Raw genomic sequence first — 23,169 nt, forward strand, 5'->3', positions numbered from 1 at the left:
TGCCAGTGAATCTGGTCAGACAAGGAGTGAATGACACTGTATGTCTTGCACGGAGGGGAGGCACATGAGCGCCTGCCAGCTCGGCAAGGGGCGCAATTGTAGAGAAGGCGTAGCGCACAAGCAAGGCAATTGGCGAATATTTGAACAGTCAGAAACATATTCACAGGCTATCGGCCTCTTCGCGGGCAAGGCCGCTCCCACAGGCGCGCACCACACTCGAATCAGGTGCGGATCCTGTGGGAGCGGGCTTGCCCGCGAAGAGGCCGGAACAGGCTTACGCGATCAGCGCTTGGCCTGACGCTGGCGCACGGCTTCGAACAGGCAAACGCCGGTCGCCACCGAAACGTTCAGGCTGCTGACGCTGCCGCCCATCGGCAACTTCACCAGGAAGTCGCAATGTTCGCGGGTCAGCCGACGCATGCCCTTGCCTTCCGCGCCCATGATCATCACCAGTGGCCCGGTCAGGTCCTGCTGGTAGATCTCCTGCTCGGCCTCGCCGGCAGTGCCCACCACCCACAGGCCGCGCTGCTGCAGCTTCTCCAGCGTACGCGCCAGGTTAGTCACGGCCACCAGCGGGATCACCTCTGCCGCACCGCAGGCCACCTTGCGCACAACCGGCGTTAGCGTGGCCGATTTATCCTTGGGCACGATCACGGCCGTGGCACCCGCCGCATCGGCCGTACGCAGGCAGGCGCCCAGGTTGTGCGGGTCGGTCACACCGTCCAGCACCAGGATCAGCGGCGGGGTTTCGGTGCGCTCAAGCAACTCTTCGAGCATCAACTCACCCCACACCTGGCTTGGGCTGACCTCGGCGACCACGCCCTGGTGCACGCCCTCTACCCAGGCATCAAGCTCACGGCGCTCGGCCTGGCCGACCGGCACGCGGTTTTCCGCCGCTAGCGCCAGCAAGGTTTCCAGGCGTGGCTCGCTGCGCCCTTCCGACAGCCAGATCTGCTTGACCCGCTTCGGATGGTGCTGCAGCAATGCCTGCACGGCGTGCACGCCGTAGATCTTTTCCAGCTGACTCATGACTTGCTCTTGCTCTTGCGTGGCGCACCGGACTTCGGCGGGCCTTTACGGTGCTTGGTTGGCTTGCCGGAACCGGAGGACTTGCCACCTTTGTCCGACTTGCTGCTGGCATGGCCGCCACTGCGTGCCTCGCTCATCAGCGCCTTTTTCATTTCGCGGCTCTTGCGCACTTCGGCGTTACGCTGCACGGCGTCTTTCGGGAAGTACGCCTCGGCGGTTTCGCTCTTGCGGCTACGCGGTTTAGGCGTGGCTTTCGCTTCGGTCACCGGCTGCTGCTCAACCTTGTCGGCTGCTGGCGCGGCGCCGCGCTGCTTGCGGCCGATCGGTGCGGCGAGGGTCTTTTCCGACACTTCGAAGTCGATCTTGCGCTCGTCCAGGTCAACACGCATGACCTTGACTTCGATGGTGTCGCCCAAGCGGAAGCTGCGCCCGGTGCGCTCGCCCGACAGACGGTGGTGCACAGGGTCGAAGTGGTAGTAGTCGCCCGGCAGCGCACTGACGTGCACTAGGCCCTCTACGTAAATGTCGGTCAGTTCGACGAACAGGCCGAAACCGGTCACGGCAGTGATGACACCCGGGAAGGTCTCGCCCACGCGATCCTTCATGAACTCGCACTTGAGCCAGTTCACCACGTCACGGGTGGCTTCGTCGGCCCGGCGCTCGGTCATCGAGCACTGCTCGCCGAGTTGCTCCAGGGTGTTCTCGTCGTACGGGTAGATACGCGCCTTGGGAATGCTCATGGCGCCGGCACGCTTGACGTGCGGGGTATCGACCTTGGAACGGATGATACTGCGGATGGCGCGGTGCACCAGCAGGTCCGGGTAACGGCGGATCGGCGAGGTGAAGTGGGTGTACGCCTCGTAGTTCAGGCCGAAGTGGCCATTGTTCTCGGTGCTGTAAACGGCCTGGCTCAGCGAACGCAGCATCACGGTCTGGATCAGGTGGAAGTCCGGGCGCCCGGCGATGCTCGCCAGCAGGGCCTGGTAATCCTTCGGTGAAGGGTCCTTGCCTTTGTGCAGGCTCAGGCCCAGCTCACCGAGGAAGGCGCGCAGCTTTTCCAGGCGCTCCGGCGGCGGGCCGTCGTGCACGCGGTACAGGGCTGGCACGCCGTGCTTTTGCAGGAACTCGGCGGTGGCCACGTTGGCCGCCAGCATGCATTCCTCGATCAGCTTGTGGGCATCGTTGCGCACGGTCGGGCGGATTTCCGCGATCTTGCGCTGGTCGCCGAAGATGATGCGGGTTTCCTGGGTTTCGAAGTCGATGGCGCCTCGGGTGTGACGGGCATCTACCAGCACCTTGTACAGGTTGTACAGGTTCTTCAGGTCTGGCACGACGTCCTTGTATTCCTCGCGCAGTGCCTTGCCTTCGCGGGTGCGGGCGTGCTCGAGCATGCTGCTGACCTTGTTGTAGGTCAGGCGGGCGTGGGAGTGGATAACGCCTTCGTAGAACTGGTAGTCGACCATCTGGCCGGCTTTGTTCATGGTCATTTCGCAGACCATGGCCAGGCGGTCGACGTGCGGGTTCAGCGAGCACAGGCCGTTGGAAAGCTCTTCAGGCAGCATCGGCACTACACGCTCGGGGAAGTACACCGAGTTGCCGCGCTGCTGGGCTTCGACGTCCAGGGCCGAGCCCAGGCGCACGTAGCTGGACACATCGGCAATGGCCACGTACAGGCGCCAGCCACCGGAGAACAGGCGCAGCTTGCCCAGCGGTTCGCAATAGACAGCATCGTCGAAGTCGCGCGCATCTTCGCCGTCGATGGTGACGAACGGCAGATGGCGCAGGTCGACGCGCTTCTCTTTGTCCTTCTCTTCGACTTCGGAGCGGAACTTGCGCGCTTCCTTGATCACGTCCTTGGGCCAGACGTGCGGGATATCGTAGCTGCGCAAGGCAACGTCGATTTCCATGCCCGGCGCCATGTAGTTGCCGATGACCTCGACCACGTCGCCTTGCGGCTGGAAGCGCGGGGTTGGCCAGTGGGTGATCTTGATCTCGACGAACTGGCCGATCTTCGCGCCGCCATTACGCCCGGCGGTCACCAGCACTTCCTGCTGGATCTTCGGGTTGTCCGGGGTTACGTAGCCAATGCCGCCTTCTTCGAAGTAACGGCCGACCACGCTTTCGTGGGCACGGGAGATGACCTCGACCAGCACACCTTCGCGGCGGCCACGGCGGTCGACGCCAGAGACACGGGCCAGGCCGCGGTCACCGTCAAACACCAGGCGCATCTGCGACGGGCTGAGGAACAGGTCTTCGCTGCCGTCATCGGGAATAAGGAAGCCAAAGCCATCGCGGTGGCCGGAGACGCGACCACAGATCAGGTCCAGTTTGTCTACCGGGGCATAAGTGCCGCGCCGGGTATAGATAAGCTGGCCGTCACGCTCCATGGCACGCAGGCGGCGGCGCAGGGCTTCGATCTGGTCTTCTTCGTACAGACCGAACTCGGCCGCCAGCTCCTCACGCGCGGCCGGTTCGCCACGGTCGGCGAGGCGCTGCAGGATCAGCTCACGGCTGGGGATAGGGTTGTCGTATTTTTCCGCTTCGCGAGCGGCCTCGGGATCGAGGGATTGCCAATCGGCCATCAGAAGGGGTTCACCTTGGGGTATATAGATAGGAATTCTGGCATAGGCGTATTGAAACCGGAAATGTCAGCCTTGGACAGCCCCACCGGCGCTTCCGGCGAACAGGAATAGGCCTGCGGAATCAACAAGTTGAATTTTTTGAAATTTTTTTCGCTTGGGGGGTTTACAGCCCCCCGGACCGTCCGTATAGTGCGCACCACAACGACGGACAACCCCGAAGTTGTAGTAGAGATGAACGACGCTGTAAAGCATCAAGTAACCTCAAATGTGTGCCCAGGTGGCGGAATTGGTAGACGCGCTGGTTTCAGGTATCAGTGGCTTAACGGCCGTGGAAGTTCGAGTCTTCTCCTGGGCACCAAATATTTTCAAGTAATAGATGACCAAGGATCTGTTACTACTGTGTGAAGCTGACAATAGTCGCCTTCTGCAGATGATGTAAAGCTTTGCCCAGGTGGCGGAATTGGTAGACGCGCTGGTTTCAGGTATCAGTGACTTAACGGTCGTGGAAGTTCGAGTCTTCTCCTGGGCACCATACAAAAACCCACTAGCTTGCTAGTGGGTTTTTTCTTGCCTGCGATTTTTGCATCCCTCCTCTTTCGGTCATAGGTACAAACCTTTGCCGGCCTCTTCGCGGCTAAATCATCCTCTTGCACCATGGTCTGACCATGAATTTCTCGTCACCCGGCCACTTGAGAAACGATTTCGTTTACCATTGTTTCCAAATATGTAGCCGTAAGCGAGGAAGTACCCGCATGACGATCCGCCCGCAACCGCTGATGCGTACCTTGGCCGCCGCCGTGCTGAGCCTGGTCATCGGCGCTCCGGCCGCCATGGCAGACGCACCGGTCACCCTGACCATGTACAACGGTCAGCACAAGGAAATCGGCGAAGCCATCGCCAAGGCCTACGAGGCCAAGACCGGTATCCACATCGATATCCGCAAGGGCAGCAGCAACCAGCTGGCCAGCCAGATCATCGAGGAGGGCGACCGTTCGCCAGCCGACCTCATCTACACCGAAGAGTCCCCGCCCCTGAACAACCTGGGCGAACTGGGCCTGCTGGCGAAGATCGACGACGCCACCGCAAACATGATGCCCAAGGAGTACGTAGGCGCCAACGGTACCTGGATGGGTATCACCGCGCGCACGCGCATCGTGGTGTACAACCCGAAGAAGGTCGATGAAAAAGACCTGCCGACCACGGTGATGGACTTCGCCAACCCTGAGTGGGAAGGCCGCGTCGGCTACGTACCCACCAGCGGTGCATTCCAGGAGCAGGCCGTGGCCATCCTGAAGATGCACGGCCGTGAAGCCACCGAAGAATGGCTGACTGGCCTGAAAGCCTTCGGCAAAACCTACACCAACAACATGGTCGCCCTCAAAGCCGTGGAAAGAGGTGAAGTGGCTGCGGTACTGGTGAACAACTACTACTGGTATGCACTTGAACGCGAACGCGGCAAGCTCGACACCAAGCTCTACTACCTGGCCGATGGCGATGCCGGCAACCTGGTGACCATCTCTGGCGCTGCTGTAGTCAAGGCCAGCAAGCACCCGAAAGAAGCCCAGGCCCTGCTCAACTGGATGGCCAGCGAAGAAGGCCAGCGGGTGATCACCCAGACCACCGCCGAGTACCCGCTGCACAAGGGCATGGTTTCCGACCGGGGCCTGAAGCCGTTCGAAGATCTGCGCCCGCCGAAAATCTCGCCGGCCGACCTGGGCAATGCCGAGGAAGCCATCGAGCTTGAACGCGAGGTCGGCCTGCTCTGATGACCGCTGCCTTGACCGAGCCGGTGCCGGTACGCTTCGTGCCGCGCCGCAAGCGCCCCTCCATCTGGGTGGTGCTGCCTGTGCTGTTCCTGGTGGCGATGAGCTTGCTGCCGCTGCTGTATGTCGCCATCAAAGCCTGGGAAGCCGGCTGGCGTGAAGCCTTGCACCTGCTGTGGCGCCCCTTTGTCTGGGGACTGATGCGCAATACCCTGATGCTTATGGTCGGGGTGACGCTGGCCTGCATGGTGGTCGGCCTGGCCCTGGCCTGGCTGCTGGAGCGCAGCAACCTGGCTGGCCGACGCCTGTGGGGCGTGGTGCTTTGCCTGCCCTTCGCGGTACCGTCGTTCGTCAGCAGTTTCACCTGGGTATCGCTGAGCTCGGACTTCGAAGGGCTGGGCGGGGCCATCCTGGTCATGGCCCTGTCCAAGTACCCATTGGTGTTTCTGCCGGTGGCCGCCACCCTGCGCAACCTCGACACCTCGCTGGAGGAGTCGGCGCGCACCCTGGGTTGCAGCCGCTGGGGTGTGTTCATCAAGGTCACCTTGCCGCTGCTGTGGCCCTCGATGCTCGGCGGAGCGCTATTGATCGCACTGCACATGCTGGTGGAGTTCGGGGCGCTGTCGATCCTCGGCCTGCAGACCTTCACCACGGCGATCTACCAGCAGTTCGAACTGGAATTCAGCAATGCCAACGCGGCCATGCTGTCTGCCGTGCTGTTGGCGATGTGCCTGGTGATGCTGTGGCTGGAATTGCGTGTACGCGGCAAAGCCCGCCATGTGCGCATCGGCCAAGGCGTGGCACGCCGCGCGCAACCCGTGCGGCTGCGTGGCTGGGCCGTACCGGCGCAGCTACTCTGCGTGGCTCTGGCAGTGCTGGGCAGCGGTATCCCGCTGGCCATGCTCGGCTACTGGCTGAGCGTGGGTTCGTCGGCAGCATTCCCGGTGGGGGCTATCTCCAAGGCGCTGTTCACTTCGCTGTCGGTGTCGCTTGGCGGTGCCGGTTTCTGTGTGCTGCTGGCGCTACCGATCAGCTTCCTGGTGGTGCGCTACAAAGGCCGCCTGGCGATCTGGGCCGAGCGCTTGCCGTACCTGCTACACGCCCTGCCCGGCCTGGTGATTGCCCTGACGCTGGTGTTCTTCGCCCTGCACTACGTGCCGGCGCTGTACCAGACCACGGCGTTGCTGCTGTTGGCGTATGCGCTGCTGTTCCTGCCATTGGCGCAGTCACCGGTGCGCACCGCGCTGAACAAGGCCTCGCCAACACTGGAGGAAGCCGCGCGCACCCTGGGCGCCAGCAGCTTCACGGCATTCTGCCGGGTGACCCTGCCGATCATCTTCCCGGCCATGGCGGCAGCGTTTGCGCTGGTGTTCCTGGATGCCATGAAAGAGCTGACAGCTACCCTGCTGCTCAGCCCGACCGGGATGACCACCCTGGCTACCGAGGTGTGGGCGCATACGGCCAACGTCGAGTTCGCCGCAGCGGCGCCTTACGCGGCATTGCTGATCGTGGTGTCGGGGCTGCCGGTTTATCTGCTGACTACGCGGATGTACCTGAACAAGGCATAAAGCGCGAAGCCCTCATCGCCGGCAAGCCAGCTCCCACAGGTACCGCGTCGCCTTCAAGGCCTGCGCAGTACCTGTGGGAGCTGGCTTGCCGGCGATGAGGCCATCACAGACATCACGCGATGTTGCGCAGCATACGCCGCACGATTGGCCCATGTGCCTTGCCAACCGGCAGCATGTAGAGCCGGCCAAAACGGTTGAAGCACTGCACCGACGTGGTGACGCTCAAGTGCTGCCGGCCCTGCCCCTCTTCATCCAGATCCATGCTCACCATGACCGCAAGGTGCGTGTCACGCGAAGTCAGGACCAGTTGCTGGTCGCTGATAGCCTCGACGGCAAAGAAATCCAGACGCTCACCCACTGCCGGAACCCGCTCAGGATTACGCGATGAGAAACCGTCAATAGTGGCAACGTTGAACCAGCGAGAGATGAAGTCGCGTAGGCGAAAGGCCATGGCCAGCCAGCCCGGAACGTCCGAAGTCATGGCACAATAGGCCTGCAGGGCGGTCATGGGCGCAGTGACGGAAATGCCATCGCGATGAAGAAAGTCCAGTTCAGCCGGAGCGGCGACCAGTCGGGCGGACATGAGCAACTCCCTTTGTCATGTTTCTCCGCCATCATAGCACCGCCCCACACGATTCGCGTCAGGCCCTGAACTGCCCCAGGCTCGCCCGAAGCTGTGCAGCCAGATCATCCAGCACCTTGCTACTGGCCGTGGTCTGCATCACCACCTCGGCCGAGCGCTCGGCCTGGGCATGGATAGTCTCCACCCGCCCACGCACCGCCTGCGCGCCGCTCGCCTGCTGCTCGGCCGCGCGGGTAGCCAGGCCGATAGCTGCGTGAACTTGCTCCACCGCCGCCTGCACAGACTGCTGACGGCGCTCGTTGTCACGCAGCACCAGCAGCCCTTCACTGGCCTTCAGCCCGGCCTGGCTGATCGTCGCCACAGCCTCCTTGGCGCCCTTCTGCAGCGCAGCGATATGCGCCTGGATATCCCCTGTGGAGCTTTGCGTCTTGCTCGCCAACGCCCGCACCTCATCCGCCACCACGGCAAAGCCGCGCCCGGTCTCACCGGCCCGGGCCGCTTCGATGGCCGCATTCAAAGCCAGCAGGTTGGTCTGCTCGGCGATGCCGTGGATCACCGTCAGCACCACTTCGATCTGCTCACTCTGCTTGGCCAGGCGCTCGATCACCTGAGAACCTGTCTCCACCTGGCCAGCCAGGTTTTCGATCAGCCCTGCGAGCTGGGTCGAGGTGCGGCTGTTTTCGTCGGTGGCCTGGCGGATATCCACCACCTGTTTCAAGGCCGCCTGCATCGCATGGCTTTCGGCCTGGGCTTCATCGGCCATGCTCGAAAGGTCGCGCAGGCTGGCTGCCACTTCATCGCGCTGTAGCGCAGCAGCAGCATCGGCACCGGCATTGCGCTGGGCCATCGCGCCAATTTCCACACCGGTACGCTGGGCCACCTCGCCCGCTTCGCGCACAATCGGTTGCAACTTGTCGACAAAGCGGTTCACGGCCGAAGCCATGTCGCCGATCTCGTCTCGGCTGTCGAGGGGCACACGCTTGGTCAGGTCGCCCTCGCCTGCCGCCAGGTCGTCAAGGGCAGTAATCAGCAGGCGCAGCTTGCTCAGCACACGACGACCTAGCACCATGGCCACCACCAGCAACACACCCAGACCAACCAGCACCAGGCCCAGACCAATGCGCCAGCGCAGCTCGCCGGCAGCATCGCGAACGGTTTGCGCGGTGTTGGCCTGCATGGCAGCGGCACTGCCCTGAGCTTTTTCCAGCCGCTCACGCAGGGTTTTGCCGCTGTCAGCAGCAGCGCCGACTAGGCTGTCGCCTACCAGTTGCTCGCCACTGGCGATCAGGGCCGCGAAGCGCTGATCGAGGGCCTTCAGTTCCTGCTCGATACCCGCTGTGGAAACCCCCATCACCACCTTGCCGATTTCTGCGCCATTGGGGCTGATCGAAGCCTCGACGAAGTAAACGGCAGGATCGCGCCGGGCTGCATCGATCACTTTGTCCAGCGCTCGCTCGCCCTGGCCTTTTTCCATCAACGCCTGGTTGATCGGGTTTTGCCGGTTCAGATAGCGGGTCAGGTGCTGGCCCTGGGCGTCGTCGTACACCACGAATAGCACGTTGGGATTGCGCTGGGCACGCCGTGCAAAGTCTGAAAGCACAGGCACATCGTTGTCCCAGATGGCACGCGGGGCAACCGAGGCCAACAGCTCTGCCATATCGTTGGCGGAGTCCTTCAGGTTCTTTTCCAGGGTGCCGCGCAGTTGCTCCTGTTCGCTTTGCAGCCGTGCCGACAACCCTGCGCTCAGGCGCTGACGGGTGCTGCTGGATAGACCGTCCAGGCCCGAGCGCACATCCTGCCCGGCTTGCTCCAGTTCGCCGGCCAACTGACGGCTGTCATTGCCCAAGCGCTCGCCAAGGTCGGCCTCCAGGGCAGTGACCGTGCTTCGGGTAAGCGCAACGGCAACCAGCACCTGCACCAAAAGAGCGATACCAAGGGCAACAAACACAGGCCGCAAAAGGCGGCTTCGTAACAGTGAGAGGATGGCAGACACGGTGTAACCCTCGTGTATTCTGGCGCCACTATTTTGATGGCATCTACAGAAACTTCTTACAGCAAGGGTTGTGCCGGAGACAGCAGGCATAAACGCCAAGGTTCAGCCAGGTGGTTGACTGATCTCGCTCGACGCAGAAATGAAAACGCCGCAGCCCCTTTCAGGGCCACGGCGTCAGATCAGCCTGGAGGGCAGATCAGGCGAACGGATGACGCAGTACGATGGTCTCGTTGCGGTCCGGGCCGGTCGAAATGATGTCGATCGGCGCGCCGATCAGGTCTTCGATGCGCTTGATGTAGGCGCGAGCGTTGGCCGGCAGCTCTTCCAGGGTTTTAACGCCCACGGTCGACTCGCTCCAGCCTGGCATCTCTTCGTACACCGGCTCCAGGCCGATGTAGCTGTCGGCATCGGAAGGCGCGTCGATGACGGCACCGTTCTCGTTCTTGTAGCCAACGCAGATGTTGATGGTTTCCAGGCCGTCCAGTACGTCCAGCTTGGTCAGGCAGATACCCGAGATGCTGTTGACGTCGATAGCGCGACGCAGGATCACGGCATCGAACCAGCCGCAACGACGGGCACGGCCAGTGGTGGAACCGAACTCGTGGCCACGCTTGGCCAGGGTGGCGCCGGTTTCGTCGAACAGTTCGGTCGGGAACGGACCGGAGCCTACGCGCGTGGTGTAGGCCTTGGTGATACCCAGGATGTAGTCCAGGTACATCGGGCCAACGCCGGAGCCGGTGGAGATACCGCCAGCAGTGGTGTTGGAGCTGGTGACGTACGGGTAGGTACCGTGGTCGATGTCCAGCAGCGAGCCCTGGGCGCCTTCGAACATGATGTCCTTGCCGGCGCGACGCAGGTTGTGCAGCTCGGCGGTGACGTCGAGCATCATCGGTTTGAGCTGTTCAGCGTAGGCCATGCACTCGTCCAGGGTTTGCTGGAAGTCGATGGCCGGCTCTTTGTAGTAGTTCACCAGCTGGAAGTTGTGGTAGTCCAGCAGCTCACCCAGCTTGGCCGCGAAACGCTCGCGGTGGAACAGGTCGCCTACGCGCAGGCCGCGGCGCGCAACCTTGTCTTCGTAGGCTGGGCCGATACCACGGCCGGTGGTGCCGATCTTGGCTTCGCCACGGGCTTTTTCGCGGGCCTGGTCCAGGGCCACGTGGTACGACAGGATCAGCGGCGCAGCCGGGGAGATGCGCAGGCGCTCGCGCACCGGTACGCCCTTCTCTTCCAGCTTGGTGATTTCACGCATCAGCGCATCCGGGGCAACGACCACGCCGTTGCCGATCAGGCACTGTACGCCTTCACGCAGGATGCCGGACGGAATCAGGTGCAGAACAGTTTTTTCACCGTTGATCACCAGGGTGTGACCCGCGTTGTGGCCACCCTGGTAGCGCACTACGGCGGCAGCATGTTCGGTCAGCAGATCGACGATCTTGCCTTTGCCCTCATCACCCCACTGGGTGCCCAGGACGACGACATTCTTACCCATTACATTGGTCCTCATTCACGCAAACTTGGTTGCCGGCCTACTGCCGACGCAGAAACTCACTGGGCCAGCGGCAGAACCTGCCAGCGCCCGTCTTGCTGAATCAATTGCCGATCACAATCCGCCTCGAGAGCAGCACTCAACGGCTGGCCAGGCAGGGCCTGGACCACACGCTGGCCCTCGTTGCGCAACTGGCAGACTTGCTGCCAGAGGGCCGCATCACCACTGTCCGGCATCCAGATGCCGCCCGTTGGCAATACGACCTCCGCTCGCCCCAGTGTGACCAGGGTCTTCAAATCCGTGGAGAAACCGGTGGCCGGGCGCGCCCGGCCAAAGTCGGCGCCGATGTCGTCGTAACGCCCGCCCTGGGCGATCGACTGACCTTCGCCTGGCACGAACACGGCGAACACCACGCCCGTGTGATAGTGGTAACCGCGCAATTCGCCGAGGTCGAAGTACAGCGGCAGGTCCGGGTAGCGCGACGCCAGGCGGTCAGCGATCGCCAGCAGGTCGTCCAGCGCTGCCAGCACGCTGGCCGGGGCACGGCCCAGGCGCACGCGGGCTTCGGCCAGCACTTCACGGCCACCGCACAGCTCGACCAGGGCGCGCAGCATGTTGCCCAGGTCTTTCGGCAAGTCGGCGGTCAGCGCCTGCACTTCATCGACAGCCTTGCGTTGCATGGCGTCGAACAACTGCTGCTCCACCGCACCGGACAGGCCAGCGGCACGGGCCAGGCCACGGTAGATACCAACGTGGCCCAGGTCCATGTGCACATCCGGCACATCGGCCAGCTGCAGCGTGGCGAGCATCAGGCTGATGACTTCGACATCACTGGTAGGGCTGGCATCGCCATACAGCTCGGCACCCAGCTGGATCGGGCTGCGCGAGGTCGACAGTGCACGCGGCTGGGCGTGCAGCACGCTACCGGCATAGCACAGGCGGCTCGGGCCTTCACGGCGCAGGGTGTGGGCGTCGATGCGCGCCACTTGCGGGGTGAAGTCGGCGCGGAAGCCCATCAGGCGGCCGGACTGCGGGTCCACCACCTTGAAGGTGCGCTGATCCAGGTCCTGGCCGGCGCCGGTGAGCAGCGACTCCAGGTACTCGATATGCGGGGTGACGACCAGCTCGTAGCCCCAACTCTGGAACAGGTCCAACACCTGGCGGCGCGCGATCTCGATGCGCGCAGCTTCAGGTGGCAGTACTTCCTCGATGCCATCTGGCAGCAGCCAGCGGTCTACCGTTGCCATTACGCCATTTCCCCTCTGGTCCGGGCGGCTTGCCAGCAGGCGAGCCGTCAGTAAAGCCGGTATCGCGCACAGCAGCGGGCAGCACTGATCCCAGCGCAGCCACCGTACCCGATACCCTCAAATTGCCTTGCGACCTGACCAAACCGTCAACTGGCGCGTTGCCAATCAACCTTGCAGACGCAAAAAAGCCGGGAAATTTCCCGGCTGCCTCATCATACACCCCTTTTCATTCAGGATGCACCCCGCCTGGTGTTTTAGCTGCCAGGCGGGGCGCCGCTGCATGAAGATCAGGGCCTGAGCATCACGGCTTGCTCTTGTCCAGGAAGCGGAAGAACTCGTTCTTCGGGTCCAGGACCAGCACGTCGCTCTTGTTCGAGAAGCTCTCGCGGTACGCCTGCAGGCTACGGTAGAACGCGTAGAAATCGGCGTCCTGGGTGTAGGCCTTGGCATAGATGGCGGCCGACTGGGCGTCGCCGTCACCGCGGGTTTCTTCTGCTTCGCGATAAGCTTCGGCCAGCAGTACACGGCGCTGACGGTCGGCATCGGCACGGATACCTTCAGCCAGTTCGTTACCTTTGGCGCGGTGCTCACGAGCCTCACGCTCACGCTCGGTGCTCATGCGGTCGAACACGCTGCGGTTGACTTCCTTCGGCAGGTCGATGGCTTTGACGCGCACATCAACCACCTCGATACCCAGCTCCTTGTTGGCCATGCGGTTCAGCGATGCGGTGATGTCAGCCATCAGCGCGTCACGTTCACCGGAAACCACCTCGTGCAGGGTACGTTTACCGAACTGGTCACGCAGTCCGCTTTCCAGACGACGTGAGAGACGCTCGTCGGCGATCTGCTTCATGCCGGAGGTGGCGGTGTAGAAGCGCTCGGCATCCTTGACGCGCCACTTGGCATAGGCGTCGACCATCACCGCTTTCTTCTCCAGGGTCAGGAACCGCTGGGTCGGGGCGTCGAGGGTCATCAGGCGGGCGTCGAACTTGCGTACCTGGTTCACGTACGGAATCTTCACGTGCAGGCCTGGCTGAACATCCGCCTGGACTACCTTACCGAAACGCAGCAGTACCGCACGCTCGGTCTGGGACACGATGTAGAAGCTGTTCCAGGCCACGATGGCCAGCACCACGGCGGCGATCAGGGCGATCAGCGATCTGTTGCTCATCAGCGGCTCTCCCTAGTGCGCAGCGGCTGCTGTTGCTGTTGCAGGTCCTGCGCCGCACGTGCGGCCGCATCGTTGACCGATGGCGACACGCTGCCAGTTGGCGCGGACGGGTTGCGGCTGCCTTCGACCATCTTGTCCAGTGGCAGGTAGAGCAGGTTGTTCTGCCCGTCCTTGGTGGCCACCATGACCTTGCTGGTGTTGCTGTAGACCTCTTGCATGGTCTCCAGGTACAGGCGCTGACGGGTCACGTCAGGTGCCTTGCGGTACTCGGCGACCAGCTTGGTGAAGCGGTCGGCCTCACCCTTGGCCCGGGCGATGACTTCGTCGCGGTAACCGTTGGCGTCCTCGATGATGCGCTGGGCCTGACCACGGGCTTCCGGCACCACGCCATTGGCGTAGGACTCGGCCTGGTTGCGGGCACGCTGCTCGTCTTCGCGGGCACGGATCACGTCGTCGAAGGCTTCCTGCACTTCACGCGGGGCTGCCGCGCTCTGTACGTTGACCTGGGTAACGGTGATACCGGTACGGTAGTTGTCGAGGAAGCGCTGCAGGCGTTCGCGGATATCCACGGCCATCTGCTCACGGCCTTCGGTGAGCACCTGGTCCATCGAGGTGGAACCCACCACGTGGCGCAGGGCACTGTCGGTCGCGTGCTGCAGGCTTACCTCAGGCTGGTCGACGTTGAGCACGAAGTCCTGCAGGTTGCTGATCTTGTACTGGACGGTCAGCGGCACCTCGACGATGTTCTCGTCTTCGGTCAGCATCTGGCCCTGCTTGGTGTAGGCACGCTCACGCGTGACGTTTTCCATGTACTTGCGATCGATCGGCGGGAAGTAGATGTTCAGGCCGGGACCGACCGTCTCATAGTACTTGCCGAAGCGCAGCACCACGGCCTGCTCCTGCTCGTCGACCACGTACACGGCGCTGTACAGCCAGATGGCAGCCAGCACCGCCAGGCCAATGCCCAGCAGGCCAAGGCCACCGCCCTTGCCGACATTGCGGTCACCGCCGCCACGTTTCTTGCCACTGCCGAACATGCCATTCAGGCTGTCCTGCAATTTGCGGAAGGCCTCGTCCAGATCCGGCGGACCTTTCTTGTCACCACCACCGCCACCGCCACCACGGCGGCCGCCCCAGGGATCCTGATTGTTCGAGTTGCCACCCGGCTCGTTCCAAGCCATAGCGCTCTCCATCTGATAAAGCAAAGACGCGCCCACGGCGCGCCGTCCAATGCTACAGAATGCCTGTCACTGCTGCCCGGCGACCTCGACGAGCATTTATTGCAAAGTGTGTTGCTCGACAAACACTTGCGGCTCCATGCCTTCGCGGCTGACCAGGCGATTCAGTTCGACCATGGGCAGTCGCACGCTCAGCAGGCTGCGCCCTTCTTCATCATGCTCTTCACTCTGCACGGCACCCAAGGCAAAGAATTGCGCGCGCAAGCGGGCAAAACGCTGCTCCAGGCACAGGGTACCGACAAACAGATCATCCCCCAGCAACTCGGCAATTGCCTGGCCGACCAGCTCCAGGCCACGCCCATCGCGTGCCGATACCCAGACCCGTTCCGGCTTGCCATCGGCATTACGCTGGATCTGCGGCTCGACATCTTCGAGCAAGTCGAGTTTGTTATACACCTCGAGGATCGGCAACCCTTCGGCACCAATCTCACCCAAAACCGCGAGCACCTGCTCAATCTGCTCCATGCGCTCTGGCTCATGGGCGTCGATCACATGCAGCAACAGGTCGGAGTTGCTCGACTCTTCGAGCGTAGCCCGAAATGCCTCGACCAGCTTGTGCGGCAGGTGGCGAATGAAGCCCACGGTGTCGGCCAGCACGATCGGCCCCAGGTCGTTCAGCTCAAGCCGGCGCAAGGTCGGGTCGAGCGTGGCGAACAACTGGTCTGCGGCGTACACCTCGGATTCGGTGAGCGCGTTGAACAGCGTGGACTTGCCGGCGTTGGTGTAACCCACCAACGACACCGACGGGATGTCTGCGCGCTTGCGCCCACGGCGCGCCTGCTCACGCTGGCTGCGTACCTTTTCCAGGCGTGACTTGATCTGGCGTATGCGCACCCGCAACAGGCGGCGATCGGTTTCCAGCTGGGTTTCACCCGGGCCGCGCAGACCGATACCACCCTTTTGTCGCTCAAGGTGGGTCCAGCCGCGCACCAGCCGCGTGCTCATGTGCTCCAGCTGGGCCAGTTCGACCTGCAGCTTGCCTTCATGGGTACGCGCCCGTTGGGCGAAGATATCGAGGATCAGCCCGGTACGGTCAAGCACACGACACTCGAACACACGTTCAAGGTTGCGCTCCTGACTGGGCGTGAGGGTGTGATTGAAAATCACCAGGTCTACCTGCTCGGCATGGACCAGGTCGTGCAATTCCTCGACCTTGCCACTGCCAATCAGGTATTTGGCGGAAGGCTGATGCCTTGACACCGTGACCAACGAGACGATGTCGGCACCGGCCGACAATGCCAGCTCCTGAAACTCCTGCGGGTCTTCGCGCGCCTCAGGGTTCTGACCTTCCAAGTGAACGAGCAACGCCCGCTCACCACCACCGTGGCGCTCAAAGAACAATGCAGGCTCCTATCAGGCGTTGCCTGGCTCGCTGTCGCCGTGTTCGGAATCGGACGGGCTTGGCAGACGAACCGGACGGGCAGGCACGACAGTCGAAATGGCGTGCTTGTAGACCATCTGGCTGACGGTGTTCTTCAGCAGTACCACGAACTGGTCGAATGATTCGATCGAGCCCTGCAGCTTGATACCGTTGACCAGGTAGATGGATACCGGGACCTTTTCTTTTCTCAAGGTGTTCAAGTAAGGGTCTTGTAGCGAATGCCCTTTTGACATATGCCGCACTCCTGTAAGGATAAATAATAGAAAATCAATAAAATCGATAAATTAGGCCGCCCCTTCGCAAGAATAGACGGCAATCAGCAGGGACTCAGCCCAATATGGCGATGGCCCCAAGGTATTTCAAGGTGCGGGACAGATTGTCGCAGGCCAGGCTGTCAAGCCAGTGTACGTCAGGCCAGCCACGCAACCAGGTGAACTGCCGCTTGGCCAGCTGCCTGGTTGCAATGATACCGCGTTCACGCATCTCATTCTCAGTCAGCTTGCCATCCAGGTAATCCCAGACCTGCCGATACCCCACTGCCCGTATAGACGGTAGCCCGGCGTGCAAGTCACTTCTGGCTCGCAGCGATCGGACCTCGTCAACGAAGCCCTGTTCCAGCATCTGCGAAAATCGTAACGCAATTCGCTGATGCAAAATGTGACGATCTGTAGGAGCAATCGCCAAACTGGCGACAGTATAGGGCAAATGTCCGTCAGCGCCTGCGTCTGCGCCGCGACTTTCCGCGAATTGACGTTGGCGATGAGCCGTCATGCTCTCGCCACTCACCCGGTACACTTCCAGCGCCCGGATCAGCCGCTGCGGGTCGTTGGGGTGGATGCGCGCCGCTGACACCGGGTCAACCTCGGCCAGCTGGCGGTGCAGCTCGGCCAGGCCCAGCGCTTCGGCCTGAGCCTCCAGCTCGGCGCGCACGGCAGCGTCAGCCGCCGGCATGTCTGCCAGGCCCTCGATCAACGCCTTGTAGTAGAGCATGGTGCCGCCCACCAGCAGCGGTATCTTGCCGCGTGCAGTGATCTCGGCCATGGCCTCCAGGGCGTCAGCACGGAACTGCGCGGCCGAATAGCTCTCGGCCGGGTCGCGGATGTCAATCAGCCGGTGCGGGTGGGCAGCGAGGATTGCTTTCGACGGCTTGGCCGAACCGATGTCCATGCCACGATAGACCAGCGCCGAATCGACGCTGATCAGCTCGCAAGGCAGCACTTTGGTCAACTCGATAGCCAGGTCGGTCTTGCCGGCCGCCGTCGGGCCCATCAGGAATATTGCAGGGGGCTTGCCGCTCATTTCATCGACCGCGCAGGAAGAGTTTGTCCAGGTCGTCCAGGCCCATCTGGGTCCATGTGGGACGGCCATGGTTGCACTGGCCGCTGCGCTCGGTGTTTTCCATGTCGCGCAGCAGGGCGTTCATCTCGGGAATGGCCAGGCGCCGGTTGGCGCGCACGGCGCCGTGGCAGGCCATGGTGCCGAGCAGTTCGTTGAGGTGCGCCTGGATACGGTCGCTGGTGCCGTATTCCATCAGGTCGGCGAGCACATCCTGCACCAGCCGGTTGGCCTCCGCCTGCTTGAGCAAGGCCGGGATCTGGCGGATCGCCAGGGTCTCCGGGCCCAGGCGCTGAAGCTCGAAGCCCAGGCGCTGGAACCACTGCGCGTGTTCTTCGGCGCAGTCCGCTTCGCGCTGGCTCAGGGCCAGGGTTTCAGGCACCAGCAGCGGCTGGCCGCTCAGGCCTTCGCTGGCCATGGCCACCTTCAGGCGCTCGTACATGATGCGCTCGTGGGCGGCGTGCATGTCCACCAGCACCAGGCCAACGGCGTTCTCGGCGAGGATGTAGATGCCCTTGAGCTGCGCCAGCGCATAGCCCAGCGGGGGAATGTCACCCTGGCTCTCGGGAAGGGCCGTCGCCGGCGCCGCACCGTTTTCCAACGGTTTGTAAAACTCGCGGTACACCGCCTGCGCTTCGGCAGCCGGCACCGGCTGTGACGGGCGTGGGGTGTACTGATACTGGTAGCCCGCACCACTGCCGCCATTGGAGAACGACTGCTGCGGGGCACGCGGCTGTTCAAGCACCGGCGAAGCCAGGCGCATTTCGCCCTGCGGGCCGAACTCACCGGCCTGCTGGCCAGTCGGGCGAATGGCCTCTGGCACGGCGGCAGGCGCGGCCAGCTGGTCTTCCGGGCGCACATCGGCCAGGGCACGGTGCAGGGTGCCGTACAGGAAATCGTGCACCGACCGCCCTTCGCGGAAGCGCACTTCGTGCTTGGTCGGGTGCACGTTGACGTCCACGCCGTTGGGCTCCAGCTCCAGGAACAGCACGAAGGTCGGGTGCCGGCCATTGAACAGCACGTCGCGGTAGGCCTGACGCACGGCGTGGGCGACCAGCTTGTCGCGCACTGCGCGGCCATTGACGAAGAAGTATTGCAAGTCTGCCTGGCTGCGCGAGAAGGTCGGCAGGCCGACCCAGCCCCACAGGCGCAGGCCGTTGCGCTCGACGTCGATCGGCAGCGCCTGCTCCATGAAGCCCGGGCCGCAGATGGCACCTACCCGCCGGGCACGCCCTGTTTCGTCGTGGGCCTCGTGCAGGCTGAGGATGCTCTTGCCGTTATGCCGCAGGTGGAAGCCGACATCGAAACGTGCCAGCGCCAGCCGGCGGATCACTTCCTGCAAGTGATCGAATTCGGTTTTCTCGGCCTTGAGGAACTTGCGCCGCGCCGGGGTATTGAAGAACAGGTCGCGCACTTCCACCGAAGTACCCACCGGGTGCGCCGCCGGCTGTACGCGCGGGAGCATGTCCCGGCCTTCGGTTTCCACCTGCCAGGCCTCGGTAGCGCTGGCGGTACGCGACGTCAGGGTCAGCCGCGCCACGGAGCTGATCGAAGCCAGGGCCTCGCCACGGAAGCCCAGGCTCAACACCCCTTCCAGGTCTTCCAGCTCGCGAATCTTGCTGGTGGCATGACGGGCCAGGGCCAGCGGCAGGTCGTCGGCAGAAATGCCGCTGCCATCGTCGCGCACCTTCAGCAGCTTGACGCCGCCCTGCTCCACTTCCACGTCAATGCGTCGGGCACCGGAGTCCAGGCTGTTTTCCAGCAGTTCCTTGGCGACCGAGGCTGGCCGCTCGACAACCTCGCCAGCGGCAATCTGGTTGGCCAGCCGCGGGCTGAGCAGCTGGATGCGCGAACCGCCACTCATTGCGAGGCCAATGTGGTGGCGGGGATGTCGAGACGCTGGCCAACCTTCAGCTCATCGGTCTTGAGGCTGTTGGTGCTGCGCAGGCTGGCCACGCTGACCTGGTAACGCACGGCGAGCATCGCCAGGGTTTCACCAGGGCGTACCGTGTGCTCACGCGGGCCAGCGGCAATCTTGCCGGTGTCACGCAGCCAGGCGATATAAGTGCCAGGCGGCGGGTTTTGCTGGAAGTACTGGCGCACACCGGTGTGGATCGAACGGGCCAACGCCTGCTGGTGGCTGGCGGTGGCCAGCTTGGCGGCTTCATTGTTGTTCGAGATAAACCCGGTTTCAACGAGAATCGATGGAATGTCCGGCGATTTCAGCACCATGAAGCCGGCCTGTTCCACGCGCTGTTTGTGCAGCGAGGTGACGCGACCCATGTTACCCAGCACCTTCTGCCCCACGTTGAGGCTGGAACTGAGGGTGGCGGTCATCGACAGGTCCAGCAGCACGCCCGCGAGCATGCGGTCCTTGTCATCCAGGCTGACGTTGCCGGCACCACCGATCAGGTCGGAACGGTTTTCCGTGTCGGCCAGCCAGCGCGCGGTCTCAGAGGTAGCGCCACGGTCAGACAGGGCGAACACAGAGGCACCAAAGGCGGCGCGTGACGGCGCGGCGTCGGCATGGATCGAGATGAACAGGTCGGCGCCCTTCTTGCGGGCGATTTCCGTGCGTTTGCGCAGAGGAATGAAGTAGTCGCCAGTACGGGTGAGCTCGGCACGGAAGCCTTTTTCGCTGTTGATCTGGCGCTGCAGCTCTTTGGCGATCTGCAGCACGATGTCTTTTTCGTGCTGGCCGCGCGAGCCGGAGGCCCCCGGGTCTTCGCCGCCGTGGCCGGCGTCGATGGCCACCACGATGTCACGCTTGCCGCTCGGTACCGGTGGCAGCTTGATGGCGGGCTGGGCCGGGCTTACCGGCACCGCCGGCGTGGTCGCAGGCGTCTGCACCGGCGCCGGGGCCGGTGGCGGCGCGCTGGCCGCAATGGCGTCGGCTTCCTGGTCGTACAGGTCGACCACCAGGCGGTTGCCGTACTGGGCATTCGGCGCCAGGGTGAAGCTTTTCGGGGTGACCGACTTTTTCAGGTCGACCACCACGCGCAGGTCGGTCGGGGTACGCTGGGCCGAACGCACGCTGCTGATCGGCGTGTTGGAGGTGGCCACGTTCAACGGCGCGGCCAGGGTCGCACCATTGATGTCGATAACCAGGCGGTCCGGCGCGCTCAGGGTGAAGACGCTGTGCTGCACGGGGCCAGACAGGTCGAAGACCAGCCGCGTGTTGTCTGGCGCGCGCCACAGGCGCACGCTCTTGACTTGAGTGACGGCCAGAGCGTCAACGGTCACCGTTGTCAGCAGCAGACCAACGATGGCGACCAGTGCGCGTATGCGCATACCTACCCCACTTACTGTTTATAGTGTTTGGCCAGTGCCACGCACCAGGCCTCGCCGCGAGCCCCCTGCGGCGAAAGGATCAGCGAGCGTCCGCCCGCTTGGGGGCTTATGGTAATGGTCAGGTCAGGCTTTGGCAAAACGCCCGCACCCTTTTGTGGCCACTCGAACAGGCACAGCGGGTCGCCCTCGAAATAGTCACGAATCCCCATGAACTCCAGCTCCTCCGGATCGACCAGGCGATACAGGTCGAAGTGGAATGCTCGGACCTCACCGATCTCGTAGGGTTCGACCACGGTGAAGGTCGGGCTTTTCACTGCACCCGTATGGCCCAGGCCGCGGATCAGCCCACGGGAAAGCGTAGTCTTGCCAGCCCCCAGATCGCCTTCCAGGAAGATCACGCCGCGACCACCGGTCACCTCGGCCATTTTTGCACCGAAGTCGACCGTAGCCGCTTCATCGGCCAGAAACAGGGTTATGCCAGACACGCAGAATGCTCCTCCAACAACGCTCGAATGACCGGCGCCAGATCACTGGCCGCCAGGCCTCTACCTTTTACACCCAGCCGCTCGCCCGCACAGGCGTGCAGCCACACCCCCAGCCCGGCAGCCTGCCAGGCATCCAGCCCCTGGGCCAGCAACGCCGCCAGCACACCGGTCAGCACATCGCCAAAGCCAGCACCGGCCATGGCCGGGTGGCCACGCTCGCACAGCATCAACTGCCCGGCAGGGTCGGCCACCAGGGTACCGGCCCCTTTAAGCACGCACACGCTGTTATACCGGCGCGCCAGCTTGCGCGCAGCACCCGGGCGGTCGGCCTGCACCGCCTCGGTGGAAATGCCCAGCAACCGCGCTGCCTCGCCCGGGTGCGGGGTGAGGATGCTGCCACTGGGCAGGGCCAGCGGGGTACGCGCCAGCAAATTCAGGGCATCGGCGTCCCACACTTGCGGCCGCTCGGCATTGGCCACCGCCGACAGCAAGCTGCGGCCCCATGCCGCCTGCCCCAACCCCGGGCCGACCACCAGCACCGAGGCTCGCTCCAGCACACCCATCAACTGATTGGCCGAACTGACGCCCAGGCACATTATCTCGGGCAAGCGCACCAGGCTGGCCGGGACATGTTCGGGCCGGGTTGCCACGCTGACCAGCCCGGCACCGCAACGCAGCGCGGCTTCGGCGCTGAGCAGCACGGCGCCGCCGGTGCCAAGGTCACCGCCGACCACCAGCGCATGGCCAAAGTCGCCTTTATGGGCATGCGCATGCCGGGCCGGCAGGTGCGCGACGGTCACGCTGCTGAGCAGTTGAGGGGCATGGCTGGGGTGTTTGGTCTGCGGCATGGGGTCAAAGGCTCCAATGTCTGGCAGAATTATACGCACCTGAACCCGTATTGCCTGCCCATCCATGTCCGTCTGTACGCCTGACCTCGTCCAACTGGCCCAATCGATCAAGATTTGGGGCCAAGAACTCGGTTTTGCCCACGTTGGCATCGCCGGGGTCGACCTTGGCGAACACGAACATCACCTGCAACGCTGGCTGGATGCCGGCTACCAGGGTGAAATGGACTACCTGGGCGCGCATGGCAGCAAGCGCTCGCACCCCGATCAGCTGATCCCCGGGACCGTGCGCGTGGTGTCGCTGCGCATGGACTACCTGTCCGGCGACACGCAGATGGCACAGCGCCTGGCACAGCCTGAAAAAGCCTACATCTCGCGCTACGCGCTGGGCCGGGACTATCACAAACTGGTGCGCAAGCGCGTGCAGTTCCTGGCCGACCGCATCCAGGAGGCTATCGGCCCGTTCGGTTACCGCGCCTTCGTCGACAGCGCCCCGGTGCTGGAAAAGGCCCTGGCCGAACAGGCCGGCCTGGGCTGGATCGGCAAGAATACCCTGCTGCTCAACCGCAAGGCGGGCAGCTACTTCTTCCTCGCAGAGCTGTTTGTCGACCTGCCAATACCGGTGGACGAAGCCACCACCAGCGAACACTGCGGCCGCTGCCAGGCCTGCCTGGACATCTGCCCGACCCAGGCCTTCGTCGGGCCCTATGTACTGGATGCGCGGCGCTGCATTTCATACCTGACCATCGAACTGAGGGGCGCGATCCCTGTCGAGCTGCGCGCGAAGATGGGCAACCGGGTGTTCGGTTGCGACGACTGCCAGATCGTCTGCCCGTGGAACCGCTTTGCCAAGCACAGCCAGGAGCAGGACTTCCAGCCACGGCATGGGCTGGAAAATGCCGAACTGGCGGACATGTTCCTGTGGGATGAGCGGACGTTCCTGCGCAAGACCGAGGGTGGGCCGTTGCGGCGGGCGGGGTATGAGCGATTCTTGCGCAACCTGGCGGTGGGGCTGGGCAATGCGCCGTCCACAATTCCTGTGATCGAGGCGCTGAAGGCCCGGCGAGAGGATGCATCGGAGCTGGTGCGCGAACATGTGGAGTGGGCGCTGGCCCAACACAACGCTCAATAGCAGCCAGCGCGCTCTCACAGGGTCCGCGCCGCGCCGACAA

The 23,169-nt window shown here is 63.3% G+C and carries 18 protein-coding genes, 2 tRNA genes and 1 pseudogene; 5 read left to right on the forward strand and 16 right to left on the reverse strand.

The genetic code is table 11. The annotated features are described in order from the left end of the window. Window positions 1-282 precede the first annotated feature (282 nt). On the reverse strand, window positions 283-1,029 hold the full coding sequence (gene rlmB, locus ACF8R4_RS21975; RefSeq protein WP_060500394.1) for a 23S rRNA (guanosine(2251)-2'-O)-methyltransferase RlmB: 747 nt from the start codon (window positions 1,027-1,029) through the stop codon (window positions 283-285). Continuing rightward, the gene (rnr, locus tag ACF8R4_RS21980) at window positions 1,026-3,611 is read right to left on the reverse strand and encodes a ribonuclease R (RefSeq protein WP_060500392.1); all 2,586 of its coding nucleotides are present in this window, start codon (window positions 3,609-3,611) and stop codon (window positions 1,026-1,028) included. The genes rlmB and rnr overlap by 4 nt, the downstream gene beginning before the upstream one ends. Window positions 3,612-3,882: 271 nt before the next feature. Here rnr and ACF8R4_RS21985 point away from each other — a divergent pair. The 4 genes from ACF8R4_RS21985 to ACF8R4_RS22000 all read left to right on the forward strand — a co-directional run bounded on the left by ACF8R4_RS21985 (window position 3,883) and on the right by ACF8R4_RS22000 (window position 6,942). Further along, window positions 3,883-3,969 (forward strand) — tRNA-Leu (locus ACF8R4_RS21985). An 87-nt stretch (window positions 3,970-4,056) separates the two neighbouring features. Further along, window positions 4,057-4,143, forward strand: a tRNA-Leu gene (locus tag ACF8R4_RS21990). Window positions 4,144-4,363: 220 nt separating this feature from the next. Continuing rightward, entirely contained in the window at window positions 4,364-5,377 is a 1,014-nt protein-coding gene (locus ACF8R4_RS21995) for an extracellular solute-binding protein (protein WP_164525133.1), read from the forward strand. Continuing rightward, on the forward strand, window positions 5,377-6,942 hold the full coding sequence (locus ACF8R4_RS22000) for an iron ABC transporter permease (RefSeq protein WP_060500388.1): 1,566 nt from the start codon (window positions 5,377-5,379) through the stop codon (window positions 6,940-6,942). Before ACF8R4_RS21995 ends, ACF8R4_RS22000 begins: the two co-directional genes overlap by 1 nt. Window positions 6,943-7,054: 112 nt before the next feature. On the opposite strand, the gene ACF8R4_RS22005 is transcribed toward ACF8R4_RS22000, so the two are convergent. From ACF8R4_RS22005 to ACF8R4_RS22070, 14 genes and pseudogenes are all read right to left on the reverse strand, one after another. Then, entirely contained in the window at window positions 7,055-7,525 is a 471-nt protein-coding gene (locus tag ACF8R4_RS22005; RefSeq protein ID WP_060500386.1) for a DUF2867 domain-containing protein, read from the reverse strand. 58 nt (window positions 7,526-7,583) lie between these two features. Then, window positions 7,584-8,468, reverse strand: coding sequence for a methyl-accepting chemotaxis protein (locus tag ACF8R4_RS22010; RefSeq protein ID WP_371257696.1), 885 nt, complete (start codon window positions 8,466-8,468; stop codon window positions 7,584-7,586). A 21-nt stretch (window positions 8,469-8,489) separates the two neighbouring features. Beyond that, window positions 8,490-9,608, reverse strand: a pseudogene (locus tag ACF8R4_RS22015) (methyl-accepting chemotaxis protein); the annotation flags it as partial. A 106-nt stretch (window positions 9,609-9,714) separates the two neighbouring features. Beyond that, the gene (locus tag ACF8R4_RS22020) at window positions 9,715-11,007 is read right to left on the reverse strand and encodes an adenylosuccinate synthase (protein ID WP_016712316.1); all 1,293 of its coding nucleotides are present in this window, start codon (window positions 11,005-11,007) and stop codon (window positions 9,715-9,717) included. A 56-nt stretch (window positions 11,008-11,063) separates the two neighbouring features. Next, window positions 11,064-12,251: an ATP phosphoribosyltransferase regulatory subunit gene (locus ACF8R4_RS22025; protein ID WP_003249540.1), complete on the reverse strand. Its 1,188-nt coding sequence runs from the start codon at window positions 12,249-12,251 to the stop codon at window positions 11,064-11,066. A gap of 301 nt (window positions 12,252-12,552) precedes the next feature. Continuing rightward, window positions 12,553-13,422 carry a protease modulator HflC gene (hflC, locus tag ACF8R4_RS22030; RefSeq protein ID WP_060500380.1) on the reverse strand — a complete coding sequence of 290 codons (870 nt, stop codon included), beginning with the start codon at window positions 13,420-13,422 and terminating at the stop codon, window positions 12,553-12,555. Continuing rightward, window positions 13,422-14,603, reverse strand: coding sequence for an FtsH protease activity modulator HflK (gene hflK / locus ACF8R4_RS22035; RefSeq protein WP_060500378.1), 1,182 nt, complete (start codon window positions 14,601-14,603; stop codon window positions 13,422-13,424). The genes hflC and hflK overlap by 1 nt, the downstream gene beginning before the upstream one ends. 96 nt (window positions 14,604-14,699) lie before the next feature. Beyond that, window positions 14,700-16,001, reverse strand: coding sequence for a ribosome rescue GTPase HflX (gene hflX / locus ACF8R4_RS22040; RefSeq protein ID WP_016712319.1), 1,302 nt, complete (start codon window positions 15,999-16,001; stop codon window positions 14,700-14,702). A gap of 12 nt (window positions 16,002-16,013) precedes the next feature. Next, on the reverse strand, window positions 16,014-16,274 hold the full coding sequence (gene hfq / locus ACF8R4_RS22045) for an RNA chaperone Hfq (RefSeq protein ID WP_003258160.1): 261 nt from the start codon (window positions 16,272-16,274) through the stop codon (window positions 16,014-16,016). 94 nt (window positions 16,275-16,368) lie between these two features. Next, entirely contained in the window at window positions 16,369-17,340 is a 972-nt protein-coding gene (gene miaA / locus ACF8R4_RS22050; RefSeq protein WP_060500376.1) for a tRNA (adenosine(37)-N6)-dimethylallyltransferase MiaA, read from the reverse strand. A 1-nt stretch (window position 17,341) separates the two neighbouring features. Next, window positions 17,342-19,240, reverse strand: coding sequence for a DNA mismatch repair endonuclease MutL (mutL, locus tag ACF8R4_RS22055; RefSeq protein WP_392493449.1), 1,899 nt, complete (start codon window positions 19,238-19,240; stop codon window positions 17,342-17,344). Continuing rightward, window positions 19,237-20,667, reverse strand: a complete 1,431-nt coding sequence (locus ACF8R4_RS22060) for an N-acetylmuramoyl-L-alanine amidase (RefSeq protein WP_016712322.1) — start codon at window positions 20,665-20,667, stop codon at window positions 19,237-19,239. Before ACF8R4_RS22060 ends, mutL begins: the two co-directional genes overlap by 4 nt. 11 nt (window positions 20,668-20,678) lie before the next feature. Next, window positions 20,679-21,143 carry a tRNA (adenosine(37)-N6)-threonylcarbamoyltransferase complex ATPase subunit type 1 TsaE gene (gene tsaE, locus ACF8R4_RS22065; RefSeq protein ID WP_373690385.1) on the reverse strand — a complete coding sequence of 155 codons (465 nt, stop codon included), beginning with the start codon at window positions 21,141-21,143 and terminating at the stop codon, window positions 20,679-20,681. After that, entirely contained in the window at window positions 21,140-22,000 is an 861-nt protein-coding gene (locus ACF8R4_RS22070) for an NAD(P)H-hydrate dehydratase (protein ID WP_392493450.1), read from the reverse strand. The genes tsaE and ACF8R4_RS22070 overlap by 4 nt, the downstream gene beginning before the upstream one ends. A 64-nt stretch (window positions 22,001-22,064) precedes the next feature. Here ACF8R4_RS22070 and queG point away from each other — a divergent pair, with 64 nt between their 5' ends. Further along, on the forward strand, window positions 22,065-23,129 hold the full coding sequence (queG, locus tag ACF8R4_RS22075; protein WP_392493452.1) for a tRNA epoxyqueuosine(34) reductase QueG: 1,065 nt from the start codon (window positions 22,065-22,067) through the stop codon (window positions 23,127-23,129). The last annotated feature ends 40 nt before the right edge of the window (window positions 23,130-23,169 follow it).

The organism is Pseudomonas sp. FYR_2, assembly GCF_043106425.1.
GTDB classification, from domain to species: Bacteria; Pseudomonadota; Gammaproteobacteria; order Pseudomonadales; family Pseudomonadaceae; genus Aquipseudomonas; species Aquipseudomonas monteilii.